Annotated in this window: 17 protein-coding genes; 8 read left to right on the top strand and 9 right to left on the bottom strand. The window is 53.5% G+C overall.

Annotation, left to right across the window (positions count from 1 at the left end):
- Positions 1–75 precede the first annotated feature (75 nt).
- From ACZ5Q2_RS08855 to ACZ5Q2_RS08820, 8 genes are all read left to right on the top strand, one after another.
- Complete coding sequence (locus ACZ5Q2_RS08855) at positions 76–1,560, top strand: glutamate-cysteine ligase family protein (RefSeq protein WP_230715894.1); 1,485 nt, start codon at positions 76–78, stop codon at positions 1,558–1,560.
- Positions 1,557–2,597 (top strand): M14 family metallopeptidase, encoded by a 1,041-nt coding sequence (locus ACZ5Q2_RS08850; RefSeq protein ID WP_230715896.1) that lies wholly within the window; start codon positions 1,557–1,559, stop codon positions 2,595–2,597. The genes ACZ5Q2_RS08855 and ACZ5Q2_RS08850 overlap by 4 nt, the downstream gene beginning before the upstream one ends.
- A gap of 114 nt (positions 2,598–2,711) precedes the next feature.
- Positions 2,712–2,999, top strand: a complete 288-nt coding sequence (locus ACZ5Q2_RS08845) for a type II toxin-antitoxin system ParD family antitoxin (protein ID WP_230715897.1) — start codon at positions 2,712–2,714, stop codon at positions 2,997–2,999.
- A 5-nt stretch (positions 3,000–3,004) separates the two neighbouring features.
- Entirely contained in the window at positions 3,005–3,340 is a 336-nt protein-coding gene (locus ACZ5Q2_RS08840; protein WP_230715900.1) for a type II toxin-antitoxin system RelE/ParE family toxin, read from the top strand.
- A 129-nt stretch (positions 3,341–3,469) separates the two neighbouring features.
- Positions 3,470–3,976, top strand: coding sequence for a hypothetical protein (locus ACZ5Q2_RS08835; RefSeq protein ID WP_374812541.1), 507 nt, complete (start codon positions 3,470–3,472; stop codon positions 3,974–3,976).
- Positions 3,977–4,165: 189 nt separating this feature from the next.
- Positions 4,166–4,735 (top strand): hypothetical protein, encoded by a 570-nt coding sequence (locus ACZ5Q2_RS08830; protein ID WP_374812543.1) that lies wholly within the window; start codon positions 4,166–4,168, stop codon positions 4,733–4,735.
- 117 nt (positions 4,736–4,852) lie between these two features.
- Positions 4,853–5,593, top strand: coding sequence for an NYN domain-containing protein (locus ACZ5Q2_RS08825; RefSeq protein WP_061333921.1), 741 nt, complete (start codon positions 4,853–4,855; stop codon positions 5,591–5,593).
- Between the two features lie 37 nt (positions 5,594–5,630).
- Positions 5,631–5,807, top strand: a complete 177-nt coding sequence (locus ACZ5Q2_RS08820) for a hypothetical protein (protein WP_374816353.1) — start codon at positions 5,631–5,633, stop codon at positions 5,805–5,807.
- 17 nt (positions 5,808–5,824) lie between these two features.
- Here ACZ5Q2_RS08820 and ACZ5Q2_RS08815 read toward each other — a convergent pair whose 3' ends face one another.
- From ACZ5Q2_RS08815 to urtA, 9 genes are all read right to left on the bottom strand, one after another.
- Positions 5,825–6,319, bottom strand: a complete 495-nt coding sequence (locus tag ACZ5Q2_RS08815; protein ID WP_432210221.1) for a gamma-glutamylcyclotransferase family protein — start codon at positions 6,317–6,319, stop codon at positions 5,825–5,827.
- 175 nt (positions 6,320–6,494) lie between these two features.
- Positions 6,495–7,232, bottom strand: coding sequence for a hypothetical protein (locus ACZ5Q2_RS08810; protein WP_374815966.1), 738 nt, complete (start codon positions 7,230–7,232; stop codon positions 6,495–6,497).
- A gap of 8 nt (positions 7,233–7,240) precedes the next feature.
- Entirely contained in the window at positions 7,241–7,807 is a 567-nt protein-coding gene (locus ACZ5Q2_RS08805) for a hypothetical protein (RefSeq protein ID WP_432210222.1), read from the bottom strand.
- Positions 7,808–7,956: 149 nt separating this feature from the next.
- Positions 7,957–10,644: a restriction endonuclease gene (locus ACZ5Q2_RS08800; RefSeq protein ID WP_374815969.1), complete on the bottom strand. Its 2,688-nt coding sequence runs from the start codon at positions 10,642–10,644 to the stop codon at positions 7,957–7,959.
- A gap of 289 nt (positions 10,645–10,933) precedes the next feature.
- Positions 10,934–11,632 carry an urea ABC transporter ATP-binding subunit UrtE gene (gene urtE / locus ACZ5Q2_RS08795; protein WP_432210223.1) on the bottom strand — a complete coding sequence of 233 codons (699 nt, stop codon included), beginning with the start codon at positions 11,630–11,632 and terminating at the stop codon, positions 10,934–10,936.
- Positions 11,632–12,456 carry an urea ABC transporter ATP-binding protein UrtD gene (urtD, locus tag ACZ5Q2_RS08790; protein ID WP_432210224.1) on the bottom strand — a complete coding sequence of 275 codons (825 nt, stop codon included), beginning with the start codon at positions 12,454–12,456 and terminating at the stop codon, positions 11,632–11,634. Before urtD ends, urtE begins: the two co-directional genes overlap by 1 nt.
- Complete coding sequence (urtC, locus tag ACZ5Q2_RS08785; RefSeq protein WP_230713770.1) at positions 12,453–13,592, bottom strand: urea ABC transporter permease subunit UrtC; 1,140 nt, start codon at positions 13,590–13,592, stop codon at positions 12,453–12,455. Before urtC ends, urtD begins: the two co-directional genes overlap by 4 nt.
- 3 nt (positions 13,593–13,595) lie before the next feature.
- A complete protein-coding gene (gene urtB, locus ACZ5Q2_RS08780) occupies positions 13,596–15,200 on the bottom strand; it encodes an urea ABC transporter permease subunit UrtB (RefSeq protein WP_230713771.1) in 1,605 nt (534 codons plus the stop codon).
- 73 nt (positions 15,201–15,273) lie between these two features.
- Positions 15,274–16,572, bottom strand: coding sequence for an urea ABC transporter substrate-binding protein (gene urtA, locus ACZ5Q2_RS08775; protein WP_230713772.1), 1,299 nt, complete (start codon positions 16,570–16,572; stop codon positions 15,274–15,276).
- Positions 16,573–16,647 lie beyond the last annotated feature (75 nt).

The following is a 16,647-nucleotide window of genomic DNA, read 5'->3' as shown; positions in this document are numbered from 1 at the left end:
AAATAAATCTGTCCCGGCTTCCACACCTCATTTCCGCTACTATCAAAGTAAGCCAGTGCTAGAGACACAACCGCTATGGGACTGTCGATAAAACAATCGGAATTTACGGCGGAAGAATTTGACCGTTTTGCGGCCAAGGTGCGAACGGACCTTACCGCACTCACCCGCCTTCTAAACCGGCCCGGCTTTGGTGAGGGGGAATCTTCCATTGGTGCCGAGGTCGAGTTCTACATCGTAAACCCGGACCTGCGTGTTCAGCCGATCAACACGGAACTAGCCGCCAGCGTTCAGGATCCACAACTGACGGTTGAGCTCAACCGCTTCAACCTTGAATACAACCTCAGCCCCCAGGCCTTCAAGGGAGCCCCCTTTGCCAGAACCGAGCAGGAACTGCTCGAGGCCATGCGGCGAATCAACCAGCACGCCGCCCCATTGAATGGCGAACTGGTGCCCATCGGCATTCTACCCACGTTGCGCCAGTCCGATATGGGCGCGAAGGTGATGACAGACGAACCCCGCTACCATGCGCTATCCAACGCCTTGATCCAGCAACGGGGCGAGCCATTCAGCATCCATATCGGTGGTAATGACGTCATCGACCTGGAAGCGGACGACGTCACCATGGAAGGGGCGACCACCTCGTTCCAATTGCACTGGCGGGTGCCTGCCCACCGCTTTGCTGACTACTTCAACGCCGTGCAGTTGGTGACGCCCATTGCGCTGGCTCTGGCCAGCAATTCGCCCAGCCTGTTCGGCCACCACCTCTGGGACGAAACCCGCATCGCGCTGTTCAAACAGTCCGTCGACAGCCGATCGCCCAACCACAGAACCTGGAAACACCCGCCAAGGGTTTATTACGGCAACGGCTGGGCACGCAGCGCCTGGGAGCTGTTTGCCGCCTCAGCCTCCTTGTATCCCCCCATCCTGCCATTGATGTCGGAAGAAGATCCGATGGCGGTGATTGATCGGGGAGAGGTACCGGAACTGGCCGAACTGCGGCTGCACCATGGCACCACCTGGCCGTGGAACCGGGCCATTTTTGATCACACAGAAGGCGGCCACCTGCGCATCGAGATTCGATCCATGCCGGCCGGCCCAACCGCCGTGGATATGTGCGCGAACGGGCTGTTCATCATCGGGGCGGCGTTGGCGGTACTCGAGGATATCCGTCACCTGACGTCGATACTTCCCTTTCACTACACCGAACACAATTTCTATCGTGCCGCCAAATACGGCATCGGTGCAGACATCATCTGGCCCCACAAAGACCAGGTACAGTTACAGGATACACCCCTGTTGAACGTTGCCCGTGACCTGCTGCCGCGCGCCCGGGAAGCCTTGCAACGAACCGCCGTGGACGAGGCGGAGATCCAGCGCCTGCTCGGGATGATCGAAGGCCGCATTCAAACCAGGATGACGGGCGCCCGATGGCAGCGCCAGATCACGGAGTCTTTTTACAGGACCCAGACTACCGACGAGGCGTTCAAGAGTATGCTGTCTCTATACATGAGCCATCAGAAGACAAACACACCACTGCACGAATGGACCTTGGCACCATGAGCCGCTCGAACACCCTGGATTACCTCAACAACCCCTCACCCCAGACCCTGGGCCGCTCGCCCCTGGAGTGGCTGGACCGGCTGCAACGGCCCACGGTGGTTCGCGTTGCTGGCCGCGATCCTTCCAGAACCCGGGCCATGGCAACCCTGCTTCACGGCAACGAACCCTCAGGGCTGTTCGCGATTCACCGATGGCTACTGGAGCAACACACCCCGGAGGTCAACCTGCTGTTCCTTCTGGGCGGCGTCCACCCCGCGAAAATCCCGCCGGTATTGTCACTGCGCCAAGTGCCAGGCGGCCGTGACCTGAACCGGTGCTTCAAAGAACCGTTTGAAGGAGAGGAAGGCGCCATTGCCCAGGCTATGCTGGCCGAGCTTCAGACCGCCAACCCCGAGTGCCTGCTGGACGTGCACAACACCTCAGGCACCGGCCCTGCCTTCGCCGTGACCATCACCAACGACGCTGCCCACCAAGCGCTGGCGTCGCTGTTTACCGACCGGCTGATCATGACGGATCTTCGCCTGGGGGCACTAATGGAATATTCCGAGCAGGAGGTGCCCACCGTCACCATCGAGTGTGGCGGTGCTCAGGATGATCACGCGCACCAACTGGCGTACGAAGGGCTGGTTCGGTATGCCTCACAATCTGACGTGCTGTCGCTGGAAAAAACGGAATGGAACGTTGCGGTTCTGCGCAACCCGATTCGGGTGGAGTTGGCACCCGATGCGACCATCGAGTACCGACTAACGCCCAGTGGGCAGGCGGACCTCACCTTTCCGCCCGACATCGAACACCGCAATTTCGGGATTGTGTCGCCGGATGAGCCCCTCGGATGGGTTGGGCAAAAAGGCCTGGACGTGCTCACGGCCATCAGCCACAACCGGACCGAGAACATGGAACAGGTGCTGCAAATCAGGGATGGGCGAATCTACCCTGCCCAGGCCATCAAGACCTTCATGATCACCACCAACCCGGTGATTGCGAAGAGCGATTGCCTGTTCTATGCGGTCAAGGCCACGGGCGATCCTATTTTCTAAACCATAGCGAGCCGCTTTTTCTCGTAACTTAACCACCAGAGTCACCTCATCCCCTAGACAGGAATTTCACAGATTGGCATATTATGCCAATGCAATTCCGACAGGATCACTCTAATGGCAACGAGAAACATCGTGCTCACTAACCATCAATCCCAGGTCGTCGATCACCTGGTTGCCTCAGGCCGCTATCAAAATGCGAGCGAGGTACTTCGCGCCGGCCTGAGAATGGTCGAGGAAGCAGAGTCCCGCTACATCACGAAAATGAATGACCTGAGAGCCGCCATCGATGCGGGCCAGAAAGACCTGGAGGCTGGCAGAACCACAACGTTCACTGGTGACCAGTTCGCTACTTACCTTTCAGAGCGTGCGGAGCACGCCATCAGGGAGAAACGGGATACCTGATTACGATGAAACCATGGAAGGTTATTCTCACAGACGCTGCTCTAACCGATCTCGACGCTATTCTCGAAACCACCTTGGAAGAATTCGGCACACTGCAACTAAAACGATATACCGAGCAAATCGAAAGAGCGATTAGGGAGCTTGAAGAAGCCGGAAACCTCGCACCACTACTGAAACAAAGGCCTGACATCCGGCCCGGAATCGCTACCTATCCGCTTGCAAGGGAAGGCAAAGCTTCACCCCATCAGTTTTATCTTAAGATGGAAAAGGATGCGCACAATCAGTCCATTATCATTCTTCGGGTCTTGCACCAAAGGATGGATCCTGAGGCGCATCTCTGACTTCCAAACTATCTGATTACTGGTTGCCAACGGATTAAATAAGTCTGTCCCGGTTTTTCGGTGGTGCTATCGCGGGGCTGGCCTGCGGACCGTGTGCGCCCGTATGCGTTGGCGTCGGAGCGTTCGTAAGTGGAGCATTGGCCGCCTTCGGCGTCAGCTTTTTCTGGTAAGGTTTATTACATGCAACAATGCATCCGGGAAGATGCCAGCCTGACACTGGCAAGGGAAGGCAACGATCAAGAACTCGCAACGAGCTTCGCAACTATTGCTGGGCGTACGTCTGAGGAACCACTGGAGGGTACCGTTCTCGAAGCCTGTATACAGCATGGTAATCGGTACCTTCTATTTCTGACCGACGGCATCCCCTTCGAAGACTCGCTCCACATCCACTTGTTGGATGAAGACCTCGACAGAATCGATACAGTGACACTCGGCGCACCCTACACCAGCGGGCACTTTCGTAACCTGAAATGCGAGGATTTCAGTGGGATCACTTTCGAGTTTTTTGGGGATTGTGTGTGGGAGATAGTGGTGTTGCCGAAAAAGCGGCTGCGGCTTTCTTTTGTTTCCGGCCCGAAAGGTGTTTCTTGGCTAAAGGGGTGGTTTCACGTTCTGGAGCTGAGAGCCAGAAAATAGATCTGTCCCGGTTTTCTCGTCAAGCCGCGCGAACAGAACCCGGCCTGCAAAGTCCAGGTCATCCCAAAAGCCCACCCTGCTTTAATAGGCGTCGTGATAATTACACCAGGACCGCCCCCCTTTCCATCCGCATGTTCAAACACTAGACTTTCACCCAAAGGACTGAAACTTCTCCAAAGGAACCGGAACATGAAGCGACCCGGAACAACCACTTTGGCCCTTCTGCTATGCCTGTCAGCGTCGGCCTGCGCCTCTCCCAAACTCAGTGTGCTTGACCCTGTCGAACCTCGCACAGAGGCTTCCGGCGTCACCATCAGCCGTACAGCGCACCCTATTAAGCTCCCCCTTGAATCACTGGCCGGCGCAACCTTCATCGGCAGTGATGGTGAGCTCATTCTGTACAACAAACACAAAGGTCTTTTTGCCACGGTGGTTACATCCGATGACTGGGGCAATCCCGCCATTCAAATGAATGAGGCACCCAGCTATATCTTCAATCGCGATCTCAGTGCAGTTCAGAACCCCGAGTTCCGGAAGGAGCTCGAAGGCGTAATAAGAATGACCCTGGAACCGACCGCAGAAAAGGAAACCAGCGTGGTAACCATGGGCAAGACCACCGCCTATATCGCTTTCAATCCGAAGAAAACCACCATCATGCTCACCTCACCGGATAAGCCGGTCCTGTTTACTCAACTGGTACTGGACAACTTCAGTTGGGAAGAAATCGAACACGAGATCCTGAAAGGAATCGGGGGATAGTAGAATGCTAACTAGGGAATGGCATGCCGCAACCAGGTGACAATCAATTTCCGAATGGAAGTTTACCGCTCTGCCCTCTAGGCTAGTTTCATCCAAGACAGGGAAAGCCCAAACAAGATGAACAACAACTACAAGATTGCGCTCCTGATCGACTGCGACAACGTCAGCCATCAATCCATTGAGGGCGTGCTTCAGGAACTTGCCAAGTACGGCGCTGTGAACGTGCGCCATGCCCATGGCAACTGGAATGGTCCTCAGTTGGGGGGCTGGATTGAAAAACTGCACGCCAACGCCATTCGGCCAATTCAGCAATTTGCCTACACCACCGGCAAAAACGCGACTGACGCATCCATGATCATAGACGCCATGGATCTGCTCTATAGCGGCAACGTCAACGCCTTCGCGCTGATGACCAGCGATTCAGACTTCACGCCGCTCGTAATGCGTATTCTTGAAGCTGGCCTACCGGTCTTTGGCTTCGGCGAGCGCAAAACCCCCATGCCATTCGTCAACGCCTGCTCCCAGTTCATCTATACGGAAAACCTGCGGGAAGACACCGAAGAGCAAGGCGACAATGAAAGCGGCGACACCACGAAACCCACAGCCACCGCAAAGCGCACGCGCAACGAGCTGAGGGGTGACACGGTTCTGGTGCGGACGCTGCGAACGGCCGTGGAACAAACCGCAGATGACGACGGCTGGGCGCATCTGGGCAAGGTTGGGCAGTATATTTCCAACAACAGCTCCTTCTCCCCGGTGAACTACGGATACAAAAAGCTGAGTGATTTGATTCGGGCCAGTGAGTTGTTCGAGATTGATACCAGAGAAAAGAACGTTGTCTTCATCAAAAGCCCTTAGAAATAGATCTGTCCCGGTTTTCCGCCCGGGTGCACTGATGGAATATTCCGAGCAGGAGCGGACCGAAAACCTGGAACAGGTGCTTCAAATCAGGGACGGGCGAATCTACCCCGCCCAGGCCCTCAAGGCCTTCATGATCACCACCAACCCGGTGATTGCCAAGAGCGATTGCCTGTTCTATGCGGTCAAAGCCACGGGGGATCCTATTTTTTAGACCATAGAGAACCGCTTTTATTTGTAGATAGCCCGCTCCCTCGCATCCCGTTTTCGATCAGGGTCTTCCTGGCTTGGCGTGTCTGAAATGGCATCGAGGTAAACGGCGGGAACGCCTGTTTCTTTCGCACCAACGATAACGTGATTCAAATACCAAGAGTGAGGTAGCAAAGAGGGATCCGTTGACGTTGCACAGTAGGTGAAAGCATCAACGGAATTGCCGAGGGCATCCGTAACCGTGACCCGCTTTTCCTCGTAACCGAAACCCAACCCCTCAGCCCTGTCCAGCGGGCCTTTTTCGCTGCTCGGTATCTCGAACAGTGCGCCAATAACGACGTCTTCCGAATTGCCGGTAAACAGTGCGTCGCATTTCGCGGATTTGTCTTTCCTGCTCCACTTATGAAACCGAAGGGCATGCTCAACGAGCGTGAACATACCGATTCGCTCCGCGCTTGGAACCCTCGCTCTTAATCTGAGGAGTGACATGTTCGAGCCATAAGCAAAATACTTCATGCTGCTTCTGTGTCTGCGCTGTTCACTCAGGAACGTGGAGTCATAATCTTAGCAAAACCGGGATGGGTCTGTTTTTCCAAGTTCATCCATGAATTTGTTACCGACAGTCGGGGGAAATAAATCTGTTCCAATTTTCGCGAATTTTTGGACAGGTTGCCTCAATTTTCCCGTCACTTTACGTAGTTCGCGCAGCGTAAAGCTGGTTAATGAACTCTGAAACCATTTCAAAAGTGCCAAGCACCTGATTGTGCAGCATGGTGCTGCCATGGGAATAGTCGTTACGCATTTTGTTGACGTTATCAATTAAATGCTGCACGTGATCGTAGTCCGGATCTGGAGGTAGTGTTCTGAGATCAATCTCTGGAAGCTCGATCTCGGATACACCGGTTCTTTTCATCTCACTGATGGCCCAAAGACCCTGTTCATGCTGCGCTTGATGGTATGCCTGCATAGTGGCGTGCTGATGCCATCGAGTGAACCCTTCATTTGTTACTAGCTGATGGTCTCGGCAGTATTCCATCAGGGTTTTCATACCTTTCTTGAGTCCACCTTTCTTACCAGTCTTAGTTTTATGCTCTTCATTACGCTGCTTGATGTAATGCTCAATTTCAATTGTTCCCGCGCGCTCTTTCATAGCCAACTCCAATACATTGAGTGCATTGGCTTCGGCGACATTGAAAAAACGGTACTCAAACCAGGCAAAAAGGTATAGGTTTCGTGCGACATCGAATTGGATGGCAACGTCGTCAGGTACCTCGTCATGCAGACTATGACGTTCAATGTCCGCGTAGTGGCTCTCAAGACTTCCAGTAAGATACTCTCCTGTCTTGGGGTCCTTTCTGACGAAGTACGAATTCCGTATATCTGGCTTTAGTAGCTCTTCGAGTGGCTTCAGTCTGTCTCTTTCAGGCATGGTTTGACTCATTGCGTGTGGAAAGCTGACTGTGGTTCGTCCGAACTCACCAAACTCTCCACCATATTGTCGTGCTGGATATCTTTTACCTGCATACTAAAAAAGGCCGCCAAAGGCGCAACGAGCACCAGTAGTACCAGTGCTCCGGCGCCATCCAGAAATCCCATCAGAACGATCGAAGCTAAAGCAATAGAAGCCATTGCATAGGCAAGCATTCTCATGGCAAGTTTGTTGATCCGACGAACCCAAACCTTCTGAAATAAACCAGAGTACTGAAACTGACCTTTTTCGTGGGTAACGATCCCTGGTGTTTTTCTGAGTGCGTGAACAATCTTTGCGCTCCTGCTATCGCTACAGATTGCTTGGATGTCCTCAAAGTTCATTCTCAAATCGTGCAACAGATAAAACAGCTCCCCCGCCGAGTGTTTCTTCTCCTGTGCAATCGCATCGTCTAGCTGAGCGAGCAAATCTGCTCTAGCTTTCTTACTCTGTGACAGCTTGAACTGATATACAGCCACGGCGCCCAAAACAGAAGCTATACCAGCTAAAGCATTAAAAATATTAAAACTTTCCAAACCAACTCCTTCAGAGCTTAGAAAATAATTCTGTCCCGATTTCCCGATCTCTACCTCAGTTTCCGGGCGGACACTCTTGTGTTGACCCGTGGTAGTACTAACGAGACGAGCCATAAGTCTTTCTGAAACCTCACTCCATTCGACGAAGACTACAACCCAAAATCGTCTAAATCTGAAAGTGTGGAATCATAGCCGTACTCCTCCAAAACCAAATTTTCTAAATCATCCTGCTCAGCGTACAAGTCAATAATACTTTTCAAAGCATATCGTTCAGAGCGCGGAGCATTTGATGCCATCTCACGGAGAGTAATCAGCGATTTCTTAATATTTCCATTGAGACGATAAACATCCTCAACAATACTAGAGATATTTCCTTCTTGCGCATAAATACACAGTGCGCCCCGCCACCAATCGATAGCAGTCACTTCCGCAATGCTGATTCCTCGGTCAGATCGGATCGCTTTTGCCACAAGGTGCTCCTGAAACCGGAAATGTCCAAACGAGTATTCTTTAGAAATTGGATCATGAAACAATATGCAACAGGGATCAATTAGTTCAGAAAGGCAGCTGTCAATCAACTCTTTACTAAATCGACCACCCACTTTTTCCTGAAGCAGCCTTTTCATGGTAGATATTGGTAAAGACCGCACTCTCTTTTCATGCATCACCAGAGCCAGATAGCATGCAAATTCCGATAACCGAGAAGACGTGTTTGATTGCCGAGAAATTCCTTTATGCTTGTCGTAGTCGCCAACCAAGAGACGGAACCTCTCAGAATAGACTTCGCTTTCGCTAGAAGGGGCCTTCACGCCCTTTTCAACCAATGAACAGACGATTGTAGCCAACAGAGGCGTTCTTAAGGCATCCAACCCCTCATCTTTATCTATTCTTTCAATTAACGACTGCGACTTTTTATAATCAAATTCAAACCAATTCTTAATAAAATCTGAAAGTTGTTTTTTGGTAAAGGGTAAAAGCGTGATACCAAAGAAATCAATATCTTTTAAATAACTTACGCAGTCCCTGCTGGAAATTATAATCTGTGATTTCGGAAAATCATGCTTATAGTTTTTTATTGCCGGAATCAGCTCACTAACCGCACTAAAGGCCTCATCTAGACCATCCAGTACAAGGGCAGGGCCTTTACTAAAGAAACGCTTTGCGCTCTCTATTTGATCCGTATCAGGTTCAATTTTTCTACTTACAAGGACAGCTTTAATCAACAAGTCTTTAACAAAAACAGATTGTCCGTTCTCAAACTCATCATGGTTAGATGACTTAATTTTTGATAAACGATCAACGGTTCTATTGAGCGGAACGTATACCACATCTTTACCCACATCGTCACAAAGTTTCGAGTACATCTCAAGAGTCGTTGTCTTACCAACACCAGCACTACCGTATACTGCAATATCGTGCCCTGTCTCGAAAATATCATGCGCCGAAATTGCAACGCGATCTTGCTTTTCTCTGGAAAAAGAGAACTCAAAGAAGCATTTAGCTATCCAAGAAGTTACCAACTCATCAATAAGCGCTAAGGTTTCCTCGGTTTCTAACAGGAACTTTTTAAGTTCAATTTTAGTTATCTCTCCAGAATTTATATCTTCAATCGAAGAAAAATATCGATTTATCCTTTCACTAATGTTTGATTTGACATCTTCGTAATTGCAATCAAGAATATACTTCGGTCTTTGTATTATTTTTTTATTTATAACACTCAATCGATTCTCGGACTCTTTTAGTTTTTTGTTATAGCTACCAAGAGATATTAGTCCCTTTGAAAACTCTTCATGCACAAACTTATCTACACTTGCACCCTCAGATGCATCCTTTATCAATCTCTTTAACTCTCTCGCTTCATCATCAGATATTTCTTTGGTTTTAGTTAATTTCTCCGCTCTTGAAATGAGATTAGAGTAGAGCTCATCAATACCTTTTCGTGCATCGGTCACAGCACCCTGTAAAAAAACCTTTTCCGAAATCAATGATTGATTGGCCTCAGAATTAAATTCACTGAGTTTTTTCACAAACTCTTCTTCAACCTCAGACAAAGAGCGCTGGTTAATTTTAACGTTGTGTCGGTCGCAAAAGCCCTGCAACTGCCTTTTTATCTCATCCCAATTTTCTTCTTCGACGGGAAGCACTTTCTTCAAAAGCTTTATTTCGAAATGCAACAATAAATTGCTATCAATGGAGCCAACAAAAAAGCTCAAATCGTTATACAGCTTCTCAATATTTTTATGGCCAACTTGTTTGATTGCCTCCAGCAGATCGCTATTGCCTGGAGAAAAACCAGATTTACTGATTATTTTATCTTCTATGTTTAACAAAATATTCACTAAATCTGGCTTAAACCTATCAATTAATCCCAAAATATTAACACCATCAATCAGGTGTATGCTTTTATTCTCGGACGCAAAGAAGGAACTTTTAATCTCATCAATAAATCTTGAACCTATTTGTTCAGGGCATACCAGATACACCTCATCAGCTCGATATTCTTTGCCGTGGATGTCTGTTACTGGCTCATTAAGGCACTGACGAACTTGGAAAACCATTTTATCAAACTTAGCTCCACCAGCAGACTTTGTCGCCGAATCAATCCTTTTTGTTTGTACGTAAATAGTTTTAGGGTTTGGCGAGGGTGGATTATCTTTTTGCGCAATCAAATCTCTTCCGCGTTCATTCGGTCCGCCATTGAATTCAACTCTGGTATAGCCCATTGCTTGAAATAGAGGCACCAAAATTCTTTTTGTTAAATCGTCCTCTTTAAACCCACCTAATGCGTCTATCTTACGCTGCATATCGGGCTTTAATCTTTCTTCTTCGCCATCCATATTTTAAACAATCCTTAAACTTTTGATTAATTTAATCGCTAACTTCACCAATAAGGAGCATCCAGCGGCAGAAAGAAAAGAAAAGGCTTGAACAGCACTGACGGGCGCATCGGGCATCTTCCCTAACTATCGGCGTGTGCATCGCATAGCTACCTACACTAGCCCATCTAGGCGACCTTTTCCTGCTGCGGTTACAAAAAAACAAAAACTCCGCACCGAGCAACGCTCAGCGCAGAGTTCTGAAAGATTGGGCTTTTATGCCTGCCAGGGCATGAGTGTACCGAAGCAGTTAAACGGTCAGGTGCTTCTTGATCAGTTCATCGGTCAGCCCCGCAATCTCATCCTCAGCAACCCGCCGCCCCCGATCCAAAATCGCAAACCGGTCCGCATACTTCCGCGCAAACGGCAACTTCTGCTCTACGAGTAGAACGGTCAGTCCATCTTCCTCGATAAGCCTGCGGATCACTTCTCCGATTTGAGCAACGATGTTCGGCTGAATCCCCTCCCCCGGCTCATCCAGAATCAGCAGCCTGGGCTCAATCACCAGCGCCCGGCCAATGGCCAGTTGCTGTTGCTGCCCACCGGACAGGTCGCCGCCTCTGCGGTTCTTCATTTCCTTCAGCACCGGAAACAGCTCATACACCCGCTCGGGGATTTTCTTGCTGCCGTCTTTGCGCACGGCCAGGCCGGTGCGCAGGTTTTCTTCCACGGTCAGCAGCGGGAATATCTGCCGGCCCTGGGGCACATAGCCGATTCCCAGTCGTGATCGGTCTTCGATTTTCTTTTTGGTGAGTTCCACGTCCTGCGCAAATTCGATGCTGCCGCTTTTGGTGGTTTCCTCGCCCATGATGCATTTCATCAGGGTGGTTTTGCCCACGCCGTTGCGGCCCATTACGCAGGTGCACTGGCCCTGGGGGATGTCCAGGTCCAGGTCCCAGAGGGTGTGGCTTTCGCCGTAGTATTGGTTGAGCTTCTGGATCTTGAGCATTACGCCTCCTCCCCCAGGTATACCTTGATCACTTCCGGGTCGTTGGAGACCTGTTCCATGGTGCCTTCGGCCAGTACGCTGCCCTGGTGCAGTACGGTCACTTTGCGGGCGATGGAGCGCACAAAACCCATGTCGTGCTCTACCACCACCACGGACTGTTTGCCGGCCAGGCTGGTGAGCAGTTCGGCGGTGCGTTCCATTTCCTGTTCGGTCATGCCGGCGACGGGTTCATCCACCAGCAGCAGCCTTGGTTTTTGCATCAGCAGCATGCCGATTTCCAGCCACTGTTTCTGGCCGTGGGAGAGGATGCCGGCGGGTTTGTCCCGCAGGGTTTTGAGTTTGATCATCTCCAGCACTTCGTCGATGCGGTCCCGGTATTCGGGTTTCATGATGGCGGTCAGCGTGGGCAGGATGCGCTTGTCGGCGGCCATGGCCAGTTCCAGGTTTTCGAACACGGTGAGCGCTTCAAACACCGTGGGTTTCTGGAACTTGCGGCCGATGCCCAGGCTGGCGATATCTGGCTCGGTCATGGTCAGCAGGTTGTGGCGGCTGCCGAACCATACGGAGCCGGTATCCGGCCGGGTTTTACCGGTGATGATGTCCATCATGGTGGTTTTACCCGCGCCGTTGGGGCCGATAATGCAGCGCAGCTCGCCGTCGTCGATGGTGAGGTTGAGGTTGTTGATGGCTTTGAAGCCGTCAAAACTCACGTTCACGTCTTCCAGGTACAGGATGGGGCCGTGGCGCACATCCACCGGGGAGGCGGCGGGGGCCAGGAATTCAAATACCCGGTCGCGGTTGGCCAGTTGTTCGAACATGCTCATGCGGTGGCCTCCTGGGCGGTGGCGGGGTCATCGTCGTCTTTGGCTTTTTTGCGCTTCTGCAACAGGCCGGCAATGCCCTTGGGTAGGAACACGGTCACCAGCACAAACAGCGCGCCCAGGGCGAACAGCCAGGCGTCTGGCATCACGCCGGTGAAAACGGTTTTGGCGTAGTTCACCAGGATGGCGCCGATCACAGCACCGTAAAGCGTTGCACGGCCACCGAGGGCCACCCACACCACGATTTCAATAGAGAACAGCGGCGAGAACTCGCTGGGGTTGATGATGCCCACTTGCGGCACATACAAGGCCCCGGCCACACCCGCCAGCATGGCGGACACCACAAACACGAACAGCTGCACCCGTTCTACCCGGTATCCCAGGAAGCGGGTGCGTGCTTCGGCGTCCCGGCAGGCCACGCTTACCCGGCCCAGTTTGCTGGTGACAATGCCCCGGCAGATCACATAGCCAATGGCCAGGGCGATGCCGGTGGCGATGAACAGCCCCAGCCTTGTGGCGTCGGTGCGCAGGTTGAAGCCGAGGATGTCGCGGAAGTCGGTCAGGCCGTTGTTGCCGCCAAAGCCCATTTCGTTGCGGAAGAAGGCCAGCATCAGGGCGAAGGTGAGCGCCTGGGTGATGATGGACAGGTACACTCCGGTTACCCGGGAGCGGAACGCCAGGAAGCCAAACACCAGCGCCAGCAGGCCCGGGGCCAGCAGCACCATGATGAAGGCAAACCAGGCCATGTCGAAGCCCTGCCAGTACCAGGGCAGCGTGTCCCAGTTCAGGAACACCATGAAGTCTGGCAGTACCGGGTCGCCGTACACGCCCCGGTCGCCGATCTGGCGCATCAGGTACATGCCCATGGCGTAACCGCCCAGGGCAAAGAAGGCGCCGTGGCCCAGGCTGAGAATGCCCAGGTAACCCCACACCAGGTCTACCGCCACCGCCAGCAAGGCGTAACACAGGTATTTACCCAGCAGGGTTACCGTGTAGGCACTTACGTGCAGGGCGCTGTCCTGTGGCATGAACAGGTGCAGAAAAGTGACTACTATCAAAGCGCCGAACAGCACGCCCAGGAAGATCTGGGTGGAACGCTCCTGCAGGGGCCGGAGCAGCCAGGTTTGTGATGAAGCCATAACTTAACCCTCTGCTGCGCGGCCCTTTTGCGGGAAGAGTCCCCGCGGCCGTTTTTGAATGAACAGGATGATCAGTACCAGCACCATGATCTTGGCCAGTACCGCGCCAGCCCAGGGTTCCAGAATCTGGTTGATGGTGCCCAGGGTCAGCCCGGCCACTAAGGTGCCCCACAGGTTACCCACGCCGCCGAACACCACCACCATGAACGAATCGATGATGTAGTTCTGGCCCAGGTTGGGGCCTACGTTGGTGATCTGGGAAAGCGCCACACCCGCCAGCCCGGCCACGCCGGAGCCAAGGGCGAAGGTCATGATGTCCACTTTGGTGGCCTTGATGCCCATGGAGCGGGCCATGGCGCGGTTCTGGGTAACGGCGCGCACTTCCAGGCCCAGGCGGGTTCTGCGCATGATCAGCATCAGCCCGGCGAACACCACCAGGGCAAAACCGATCACGTACAGGCGGTTGAGGGTGAGGGACAACGCTTCGTTGATCATGATGGAGCCGCTCATCCATTCCGGGGTAACCACGGTGCGGTTGAGCGGGGAAATGACGGTGCGCACCAGTTGCTGCAAAATCAGGCTGATGCCGAAGGTGGCCAGCAGGGTTTCCAGCGGGCGGCCTTTGAGGTGCTGGATCACGCTGCGCTCGATGATGATGCCCGCCAGCGCGGCCACCATAAAGCCGGCGGGGATGGACAGAATCAGCGCCAGGCCCGGTTGGCCGGGAAACAGTTGCTGCATGCCCCAGGTGGTGTAGGCACCCAGCATGATCAGTTCGCCGTGGGCCATGTTGATCACGCCCATTACGCCGAAGGTGATGGCCAGGCCAATGGCGGCCAGTACCAGTACGGAACCAAGGGAGAGGCCGAAGTAGAGGGTTTCGGCGGCGCGGTTCATTTTCAGTTTCTGTTCGATGCTGGCCAGGGCTTTTTCGGCGGCCGCGGCGATGGCCGGGTCGTCACTGCTGGCCGCGTTGTTCAAAGCAGCCCGCACGCGGGAGTTCAGGCTGCCAGAGAGTTGTTCGATGGCGTTGATGTCGCCTTGTTCCAGTTGGTGGATGGCCAGGGCGTTAGCCAACAAATCGCGCACCCGGTCGTTTTCTTCCACCTCAAGCCGTTCTTCAATCAACGGCGCGGTTACCGCATCTACCCGGCCCAACAAATGGCGGGCGGCGGCGCGGCGGGTGCGGTGGTCGGCTACCGTCAGGTCTACCACCGAGAGAATGCCTTCCACCTGGCTGCGCAGGGCGTTGTTCACCCGAATGCTGTCCAGCTCCCGGCGAGACATCTCACCCATGCTGTCACCGGTCACGGCGCTGGCCACTTGCCAGTTACGCCCGGTGTTGTTGGTAACCAGAACCACATAACCGGAGGATTTCACCGTGGCCAGGCGGCCGCCGGCAAAGGCTTCCAGCCAGCTGCGGGCCCGTTCGTCGCCGCTTTCTGCAATCTGTTTCAGTACCTTGCTTTTCTCGGCGTTGTTGGCTTCTGCGAGCCGTTGCAACAGCGTTTGGGCGGTGTCGTCCTGCACCTGGGCAGTGGCCACCGCCGGCCCCAGGGCCAGGCACCAGGCCAAAGCGAGCCCGGCGAGCAGTCGGAAGATGCTCATGGTTCATTCCTGTTGGCGTTGAAATGAGAGTGGAAAAGCCGGGCAGGCAGGCTCACCTGCCCGGTTGGTTCGCTTAGTTGGAAGCCACTTCCGCAGAACCACCGCACTTGCCGGTCACTACGTTGAAGTTGCCGCAACGCAGCGGGGCGCGCCAGTCACTGATCAGGTCTTTGGAACCCGGCAGGAAGTCAGACCAGGCATCGCCAGCTACGGTAGACGCCGTTTCCCAGACCACGGAGAACTGGCCGTTGTCCTGGATCTCGCCAATCAGTACCGGCTTGGTGATGTGGTGGTTGGGCATCATGGTGGCAATGCCGCCGGTGAGGTTGGGCACGGCTACGCCGATGATCGCGTCTTTGATGGCGTCGACATCGGTGGTGCCGGCTTTCTTCACTGCCTCAACGTACATGTTGAAGCCGATGTAGTGGGCTTCCATGGGGTCGTTGGTGACGGCTTTTTCGTCGCCCTTGAACTCTACCCAGGCGTCGATGAAGTCGTAGTTGGCTTCATTATCCACGCTCATGAAGTAGTTCCAGGCAGCCAGGTGGCCCACAAGCGGCGCGGTGTCGATGCCGGAAAGCTCCTGCTCACCCACGGAGAAGGCCACCACTGGAATGTCGGAGGCGGAAACACCCTGGTTACCCAGTTCCCGGTAGAAAGGCACGTTGGCATCGCCGTTGATGGTGGAAACCACGGCGGTTTTCTTGCCGGCGCTGCCGAAGCTCTTGATGTCGGAAACGATGGACTGCCAGTCGGAATGCCCAAACGGGGTGTAGTTAATCATGATGTCGGCATCCGCCACGCCCTGGTCTTTCAGGTAGGTTTCCAGGATGCGGTTGGTGGTGCGCGGGTACACGTAATCGGTGCCGGCCAGTACCCAGCGCTCAACGCCCAGGTCGTTCTTCAGGTAATCCACCGCCGGAATGGCCTGCTGGTTGGGCGCAGCGCCGGTGTAGAAGACGTTTTCAGAAGATTCCTCACCCTCGTACTGCACCGGGTAGAACAGCAGGCCGTTCAGCTCTTCCACCACCGGCAGCACGGATTTACGGGACACCGAGGTCCAGTTTCCGAAAATCACGTCTACTTTTTCTTTTTCCAGCAGTTCCCGGGCCCGCTCAGCGAACAGCGGCCAGTTGGAGGCGGGGTCTACCACTACCGGCTCCAGTTTGCGGCCCAGTACACCGCCTTCGGCGTTCTGCTTTTCGATCAGCATCAGCATGGTGTCTTTCAGTGCGGTTTCACTGATCGCCATGGTGCCGGAGAGGGAATGCAGAATGCCCACTTTGATGGGGTCTTCCGCCGCCATGGCGTGGAAGGAGACAGACAGTGCCAGTGCAGATAGGCCCATTTTCACGTGTTTTTTGATGCTCATGTTGTGCGTCCTTTTCGTTGGGTTATGAGTCGTCAAACGCAACGGGGTGATTGCATCTGCCGTTCCAACTCCTAC

Source organism: Marinobacter alkaliphilus (genome assembly GCF_055394375.1).
Note: the sequence above shows the minus strand (reverse complement) of the source record. Positions and strands in the feature narration are given on the sequence as shown.

Coding starts and splice junctions, on each gene's coding strand:
- ACZ5Q2_RS08855 (WP_230715894.1), top strand. CDS start 76: ATGGGACTGTCGATAAAACAATCGGAATTTACGGCGGAAGAATTTGAC.
- ACZ5Q2_RS08850 (WP_230715896.1), top strand. CDS start 1,557: ATGAGCCGCTCGAACACCCTGGATTACCTCAACAACCCCTCACCCCAG.
- ACZ5Q2_RS08845 (WP_230715897.1), top strand. CDS start 2,712: ATGGCAACGAGAAACATCGTGCTCACTAACCATCAATCCCAGGTCGTC.
- ACZ5Q2_RS08840 (WP_230715900.1), top strand. CDS start 3,005: ATGAAACCATGGAAGGTTATTCTCACAGACGCTGCTCTAACCGATCTC.
- ACZ5Q2_RS08830 (WP_374812543.1), top strand. CDS start 4,166: ATGAAGCGACCCGGAACAACCACTTTGGCCCTTCTGCTATGCCTGTCA.
- ACZ5Q2_RS08825 (WP_061333921.1), top strand. CDS start 4,853: ATGAACAACAACTACAAGATTGCGCTCCTGATCGACTGCGACAACGTC.
- ACZ5Q2_RS08820 (WP_374816353.1), top strand. CDS start 5,631: ATGGAATATTCCGAGCAGGAGCGGACCGAAAACCTGGAACAGGTGCTT.
- ACZ5Q2_RS08815 (WP_432210221.1), bottom strand. CDS start 6,319: ATGAAGTATTTTGCTTATGGCTCGAACATGTCACTCCTCAGATTAAGA.
- ACZ5Q2_RS08810 (WP_374815966.1), bottom strand. CDS start 7,232: ATGCCTGAAAGAGACAGACTGAAGCCACTCGAAGAGCTACTAAAGCCA.
- ACZ5Q2_RS08800 (WP_374815969.1), bottom strand. CDS start 10,644: ATGGATGGCGAAGAAGAAAGATTAAAGCCCGATATGCAGCGTAAGATA.
- urtE (WP_432210223.1), bottom strand. CDS start 11,632: ATGCTCAAGATCCAGAAGCTCAACCAATACTACGGCGAAAGCCACACC.
- urtD (WP_432210224.1), bottom strand. CDS start 12,456: ATGAGCATGTTCGAACAACTGGCCAACCGCGACCGGGTATTTGAATTC.
- urtC (WP_230713770.1), bottom strand. CDS start 13,592: ATGGCTTCATCACAAACCTGGCTGCTCCGGCCCCTGCAGGAGCGTTCC.
- urtB (WP_230713771.1), bottom strand. CDS start 15,200: ATGAGCATCTTCCGACTGCTCGCCGGGCTCGCTTTGGCCTGGTGCCTG.
- urtA (WP_230713772.1), bottom strand. CDS start 16,572: ATGAGCATCAAAAAACACGTGAAAATGGGCCTATCTGCACTGGCACTG.